The organism is Kitasatospora sp. NPDC001159 (genome assembly GCF_053598235.1).
Map to the genome: position 1 here is coordinate 1 of NZ_JBSFJV010000187.1, position 6,571 is coordinate 6,571.

6 protein-coding genes and 1 pseudogene are annotated in these 6,571 nt (G+C 71.5%); 4 read left to right on the plus strand and 3 right to left on the minus strand.

Features of this window, described 5'->3' with window-relative positions; genetic code table 11:
• Positions 1-188, plus strand: a 188-nt coding sequence (locus tag ACWC9T_RS40030; RefSeq protein ID WP_449825964.1) for an IS3 family transposase, incomplete at its 5' end; no start/stop codon positions are given.
• Between the two features lie 117 nt (positions 189-305).
• On the opposite strand, the pseudogene ACWC9T_RS40035 reads toward ACWC9T_RS40030, so the two are convergent.
• Positions 306-547: pseudogene (locus ACWC9T_RS40035) on the minus strand (glycosyltransferase); the annotation flags it as partial.
• A 99-nt stretch (positions 548-646) separates the two neighbouring features.
• Here ACWC9T_RS40035 and ACWC9T_RS40040 point away from each other — a divergent pair.
• The 3 genes from ACWC9T_RS40040 (at position 647) to ACWC9T_RS40050 (ending at position 5,010) form a co-directional block, all read left to right on the plus strand.
• Entirely contained in the window at positions 647-1,333 is a 687-nt protein-coding gene (locus ACWC9T_RS40040; RefSeq protein ID WP_449825965.1) for a response regulator transcription factor, read from the plus strand.
• On the plus strand, positions 1,330-2,706 hold the full coding sequence (locus ACWC9T_RS40045) for a HAMP domain-containing sensor histidine kinase (protein ID WP_449825966.1): 1,377 nt from the start codon (positions 1,330-1,332) through the stop codon (positions 2,704-2,706). The genes ACWC9T_RS40040 and ACWC9T_RS40045 overlap by 4 nt, the downstream gene beginning before the upstream one ends.
• A gap of 249 nt (positions 2,707-2,955) precedes the next feature.
• A complete protein-coding gene (locus ACWC9T_RS40050; RefSeq protein ID WP_449825967.1) occupies positions 2,956-5,010 on the plus strand; it encodes a glycoside hydrolase in 2,055 nt (684 codons plus the stop codon).
• Here the strand turns inward: ACWC9T_RS40050 and ACWC9T_RS40055 are convergent.
• Together ACWC9T_RS40055 and ACWC9T_RS40060 are read right to left on the minus strand one after the other, a co-directional pair.
• The gene (locus ACWC9T_RS40055; RefSeq protein ID WP_449825968.1) at positions 5,003-5,731 is read right to left on the minus strand and encodes a helix-turn-helix domain-containing protein; all 729 of its coding nucleotides are present in this window, start codon (positions 5,729-5,731) and stop codon (positions 5,003-5,005) included. The two genes, ACWC9T_RS40050 and ACWC9T_RS40055, sit on opposite strands and share 8 nt — an antisense overlap.
• A gap of 5 nt (positions 5,732-5,736) precedes the next feature.
• On the minus strand, positions 5,737-5,952 hold the full coding sequence (locus tag ACWC9T_RS40060; RefSeq protein ID WP_449825969.1) for a hypothetical protein: 216 nt from the start codon (positions 5,950-5,952) through the stop codon (positions 5,737-5,739).
• Between the last annotated feature and the right edge of the window lie 619 nt (positions 5,953-6,571).

Here is a 6,571-nt window from a genome sequence, read left to right on the forward strand (position 1 = left end):
GCCGGGTCCACCGGGAGACCCGGGGCGCCTACGGGGTTCCGAGGGTGCACGCGGAACTGAGAGCCCAGGGCCGGGTGGTCAACCGCAAACGGATAGCCCGCCTGATGCGCGAACACGGCATCATCGGCCGTCACCTGCGCAAACGCTGCCTGTCCAGGACAGGAACACGCCACCGGCACCGGATCTGATCGGACGCGACTTCACCGCGGGCGGCCCCGATGTCCGGTGGGTCGGCGACATCACGTGCTGATCTGTCGTCAGCTGAGCCTGCCAGCCACTGTCCAGGAAGGCCCGCAGGATCTCCCGCACTGCTGGCCGGAGCGCAGCAGCACGGCGGGCAGCAGGTAGCGGCGCAGTCCGAGGGCGGCGGCGAAGGGGATCATGTCGACCGTGTGCAGCCGGCAGCCGGCCTCCGGGATCAGCCTGGTTTCCAGGCCGCGCTCGGTGCCCACGAACGAGATCACCGCTCGCGGATCGGCTCGGCGCAGGGCCTCGGCCAGCGCCAGGCCCGGATAGATGTGTCCGCCGTGCCACCTGCACCGATCACCACCGAGAGGGGTCGGTCCCCGTGTTCTGTCCGCTTGCCCGGCAGCCTGGCGAGCCGATGTAAGAGAGTTCTCAGAGTCGGTTTGAGAGGGTTGTCCGCATGAGCAACGGGCAGAAGGTACTGGTCGTGGACGACGACCCGGAGGTGCGCGCCGCCGTCGAGGACGGGCTGGCGGTCGAGGGTTACCAGGTGCGCGGCGCCGCCGACGGGCTGGCGGCGCTCGGCGAGGTGACTCGCTGGCAGCCCGACGCCATGGTGCTCGACCTGATGATGCCCGCCCTCGACGGCCTGGCGGTCTGCCGCCGGCTGCGGGCCCTGGGCGACCGGATCCCGATCCTGGTGCTGACCGCCCGCGACTCGGTGAGCGAGCGGGTCGACGGCCTGGACGCGGGCGCCGACGACTACCTGGTGAAGCCGTTCGCGCTGGACGAGCTGACCGCCCGGCTGCGCGCTCTGCTGCGCCGCAGCGCGCCGGCCGTCGAAGAGGCCGAGTACCAGTACGCCGACCTCGCGGTCGACCGGATCACCCGCACCGGCAGCCGCGGCGGCCGCCCACTGGACTTCTCGCGCACCGAGTTCGCACTGCTGGAGGTCCTGTTGCGCCACCCCGGCCAGGTGCTGCCGCGCGAAGTGATCACGGAGCGAGTATGGGGGTCGGACTTCGGACCCGACTCCAACTCGCTGGCGGTGTACATCGGTTACCTGCGCCGGAAGCTGGAGGCCGGCGGCGAGCCGCGGCTGGTGCACACCGTGCACGGGGTGGGCTACCGGCTGGAGGAGCGGTGAGGGCGCACGCCCGCTGGCGCCGGCGCCGTCCGCTGCGCACCCGGCTGGCGCTGGCCTGCACGGCCGCAGTCGCGCTGGTCGCCGTCGGCGTCAGCGCGGCGGCCTTCACCGTCGTCCGCTACGAGCTCGAGCACCAGCTCGACCTGCACCTCACCCAGCAGGCCACCCTGCTCCAGCAGCAGCACCGCGGCCAGGGACCCCAGGTGGTCTACGGCGAGTGCGGCTACCTGGCCGCTCCCGCGTGCGCCCAGATCGTGCCCGCCGACCCGGCCAGGGACGCGGCCCAGCCGTACCTGCTGCCGGTCACCCCCGCCACCCGCCAGATCGCGGCCCGCGAGCGCGGCGGCTACTTCACCGACGTCACCATCGTCGGCCACCCGGCCCGGATGCTCACCACCCCGATGACCGCCACCTCCGCCGGCACCCGGCAGGCCGTCCAAGTGGCGCTGCGCGCCGACACCGTACAGGAGGGCGTACGGCAGGCCGGCGAGCTGATGGCGGCCGTCGCCGCGGCCGGGGTGCTGCTGGCCGCCGCGCTCGGCCACACGGTCGCCCGCACCGGCCTGGCCCCGGTCACCCGGCTGACCAGGACCGCCGAACGGATCGCCGACACCCGCGACGCCGGCCTGCGCATCGAGCTGCCGCCCGGCCACCGGGAGGACGAACTGACCAGACTGGCGGGCAGCTTCAACACCATGCTGGGCGAGCTGGAACAGTCCGTGGCCGCCCAGCGCCGGCTGGTCGCGGACGCCTCGCACGAGCTGCGCACCCCGCTCACGGCGCTCCGCACAAACGCCGAACTCCTCTCCCGCGCCGACCGGTTGACTGACACTCAGCGTGAGCGGGCAGCCGCCGCGCTGGGCCGCCAGCTGCGCGAGGTGACCGGCATGGTCAACGACCTGATCGAGCTGGCCCGCGACGAGGAGCCGCAGCCGCTGCTCGAAGAGGTCCGGGTGGGCCCGCTGGTCGCGCGCTGCGTGGACGCCGCCCGCGAGCACTGGCTCGCGATCGGCTTCACCCTGGTGGACACCGCCGGGGAGCGCACCGTCCCGGGCGTGCCGGCCCGGCTCGCCCGGCTGCTGTCCAACCTGCTGGACAACGCGGCCAAGTTCAGCCCGGCGGGCGGCACGGTCGAGGTGCACATCACGGCCGGCCTGGAGTTGACCGTGCGCGACCACGGCCCCGGCATCGCGCCGGAGGACCTGCCATACGTCTTCGATCGCTTCTACCGCGCCTCGGCCGCGCGAGCGCTGCCCGGCTCCGGTCTCGGACTCGCGATGGCCCGGCAGATCGCCCGCGCCCATGGCGCCACCCTCACCGCCGAGAACGCCCCGGACGGCGGCGCGCTGTTCCGGCTGGCGCTGGCCGGCTGAGCGCGCCGCCAGGATGGTCAGCGCCGGTGGGCGCTGCAGGAGCGCGTCTGGAAAGGATCGTGGCCGAAGTCGGGCCTGCCCGGGTCACAACGGAACTGCTGAATGTCGGCACCTCGCTGCTGCAGACTCGTCCGGCGGCGTGTGGCGGCGTGAAGTAGCGCGCTGACAGTGGCTTGTGGCACAGCTCCGCCGACGCTTCATAAGAAGTGTTCTTATGACCTGCCGACACCCTTCCACAGCATGACGACCATGAGCTCGACTCCGCCGCCTTTCCCGCAACGCCCGCGACGCACCCACCACCGCCGCGCGATGGTGGCAGCGCTCGCGCTGGTGAGCACTGCCACTCTCGTCAGCGCGACCTGGTCGGCCGCCCACGGGGCGACCACCCACCCGGCCGGCCGGGCGCCCGCCGACTTCTCGATCCGACTGCATGGCAACCTCCTGGACATCCCGGTGAACGGCGGCGTCGCACAGCTACAGACCGACTCGCTGGCCATCACCGCGCGAGGCAGCGACCGACGGACGCTGACCCTCTCCGCACCTGCGGCGCAGCCACTGGGCGCACCCGGCCCGATCACCGTCAAGGGCGGCACGGCGAATTGGACACTGCCGACGCACGGCCTGAGCGTCACGGCCGCCGCGGTGCGCGGTCGGCTGCAGGTCACCGTGCACAGCGAGCAGGACGGCGCCTCGCTGTCCTGGCCGGTCACGGGCACCGATCCGTCCGCCACTCAGATGCAACTGCCGCGCGGCGAGGGTCTGGGCATTCCGGTTGCCGACCCGTTCTGGAACTCGACCCAGAACGGCGTGGCCGGCGCCAACTACGGCCTCGAAACCGACCTGAGCATGCCGCTGTGGGGCTACACGCTGGCCGGAGCGGGCGTCAGCTACCTGGTGCCACAGCCGATCGGCACCTCACTCGGCTTCAGCTCCCAGAACGGCCGTCTGCACGGCACCGCCGTGCACACGTTCTCCCAGCGGGCGGGCACCCGGGACTACACGGTCACCTTCGCACTCACCACGCCCTCTCCCGTCGCCCCGGCACAGGACTACCGCCGCTGGCTCAGCGACCAAGGCCAACTGGTCACACTGAGCAGCAAGATGGCCGCCAACCCTGACGTCGGCAAGCTGCTCGGCGCCTTCCACGCCTACACCTGGGGCAGCGCCCGCACCGCGCAGGGCGTACAGCAGATGCAGGCGCTGGGCCTGTCCCGGCTCTGGCTCGGCTACGACGCCGACGACCAGCCGATGGACGCACAGGCGGTGGCCGCCGCGAAGCAGGCGGGCTACCTGGTCGGCCCGTACGACTCGTTCGCCAACGGGCAGGATCCGGCCACCACCGATGCCCCCACCTCCGCCTGGCCGGCCCCGGTCTACCCGGGCTACTGCATCCACCAGCAGGACGGCTCCGTGCTCGCGGGCTTCCACAATCGCGGCTGTTACCTCAGTTCGCAGGCATTCGCGCAGCACGACGAGTTCCTCGCCCAGCGCACCACGCAGATGACCGCCAACGGATCGAACAGCTACTTCCTGGACGTGGATGCGGCCGGCGAGCTGTACGACGACTTCAGCACCGACCACCCGATGAACCAGCAGCAGGACGAAGCCAACCGGATCGCCCGGATGCGCCAACTGTCCGGTCCCGACAAGCTGGTGCTCGGATCCGAGGCCGCGCACAGTTGGGCCAGCCCGGTCATCGACTTCAGTCACGGCTCGCTGACTCCGCCGGCGGACGGGCTGTGGCCACTGGAGAAGAACAAGGAGGTCTGGGGCGGCTACGCGCCGACCACCGCACCGGGCGTCTTCTTCAAGCCGGTCACCCTGCCGAATGATCTGACCAAGGCCATGTTCGACCCGACGTACCGGATCCCGTTGCTGGAGACCGCATTGCACGATGCCCAGGTCAACCTCGACCGGTGGGAGCTGTCCTACACCAAGTTCCCGGCGCTGGAGACCACCCGGGCGTTGCAGGCGATCTTGCAGAACACCCCGCTGAACCTGGTCCTCGACGGCCCGACGCTCAACACCTACGGCAAGCAACTCTCCGCACTGCAGCAGTACTTCGCGCCATTGCACGAGGCCGCCGGCACGCAGCCGATGACCGAGTTCAGCTACCTGAGCGCGGACCACCAGGTGCAGCAGACCAGCTTCGGCAACGGCGTTCTCCAGGTCACCGCCAACTTCGGCACCAGCACCTACGGCCCCGGTGCACTGCCGGGCGGCTGCGTGGACGCGATGCTCAAGGGTGACAAGCAGCCGCGCCGACTCTGCCCCAGCACGCTGCCGCAGGCGCCCCTCAAGTAGCCAGCAGCGTTTCTCCATGACCGCCGGCCAGCCAGGTCCTCGGCCACCCCGAAGGGCGACCGCCACACCTGGCCGACCGGGCCCCTGCCGGGGGCGACCGGGCACGCGATCCTCGCCCGCCCCGAAGGGCGACAGCCACGTGGCGGTGTGTTCGGCCCTCGGCCGAGAGCTTGCGCATCTTGCGGCCCATGGCCGTCCCGGAGGGCAACCGCCACTGGCTGCGGGCCTGGCACGCGCTGCGCCCCAGCGAGTATCCTGCGCGCCGCGCGGCAGTCTCCATCGCCCGGTACGTTGGTTGGCCCCGCCGGGCACGCAACAGCCGGACCGCTTCAGTGAGTTCATGAGGCTGGGTGATCAGGTGGAGCGGCCGGTCCGCAGCGTGGGCCCGGGCCGGGGCTCGTCGGTCGTCAGTCGATGGTTGGGTCCGGTAGACCGGGGTCCGGTTGGCGGCGGCCTTCTCCCACAGGGCGCGGACCCGCTCCGGTGGAGCTCCCACTGCCTCGCCGATCGCCAGGGTCGCGGGCCCGCTCACCAGCGTTTTGCCGGCCAGCGCCCGGTTTACGGAGGCCAGCGAGCAGCCGGGTACTCCTGCCAGGGCCACCGCCACCTCGCGCTGGCTCATCCCACGCGCCAGCCTCGCCAGGTTCAACTCCTCGGCCAGTCGTAGGGCATGGCCCTTTCCCCGGAACCTGCGATCGGCACCGGGAGCGTCTTTCGCCATCACGCTCACCGGCTCCGGCGTCGGGCGTCGGCCAGTTCGCGGACCAGCAGGACGGCGACCGAGCCGCCCATCCCGAGTACCGTTCCGATCACCCTCAGGGGCAGGCCCCCCAGGGCCAGCGCCGCGGCCGCGCCCATCACTGACGCCACCACCCCGGCCGCCGCGTTCGAGAGCGCGTCCTGCCGTACCGGGCGGCCGCCGCCCGTCCTCATCCGACTCATGGAGGAGTCCTCACTCCTCCGGCGCCCGCGCCTGGGCTCCGCCTCGGCTCGGGTCTCGTTGACTGATGCCACGTCATGCCCGTTACTGCTCAATGGAGTCCGGTGGGTTGCACCCCAGCCGGGTCCTCGGGCTGCCCTGATGATGCACTCCCCACGGGGTGTCCCATCACTCGCGGATCACGGTGTTCCACGATGTCCGGCGTTTCACACACAACCGGCTCCCCAAGGCGGGCCGTACCCCGTTCGACGCCCCAGCTCAGCACGTCGCCAGTGCGGCAGAATTCTTGTCCGGCAGTCCCCTCGCATCGCCAGACCAGGCCGGTCTACAGTCCGTGCTGACCGGGAGGCGGCCGACACGGACACCGCCACTCGCCGGCGGCCGCCCCGGCCGATGCCACGTCACAGGGGATTCGGCGGTTCTCCGTTGCACCGGAGAACCGCCGGCACGGCCTTCGAGCGGCCCGTGGCCGGCAGGCGCGCAGGCCTGGCCCGGGGACAGCCGGCCAGCAAGGAACGGCTGGACTTAGGCCATGTCTCTCCGATCATGAGCGGAGCCAGATGATGACGGCCGCGAAGGTTACGGTGCCCAGGAACACGTGCCCTCGCTTGTCATAGCGGG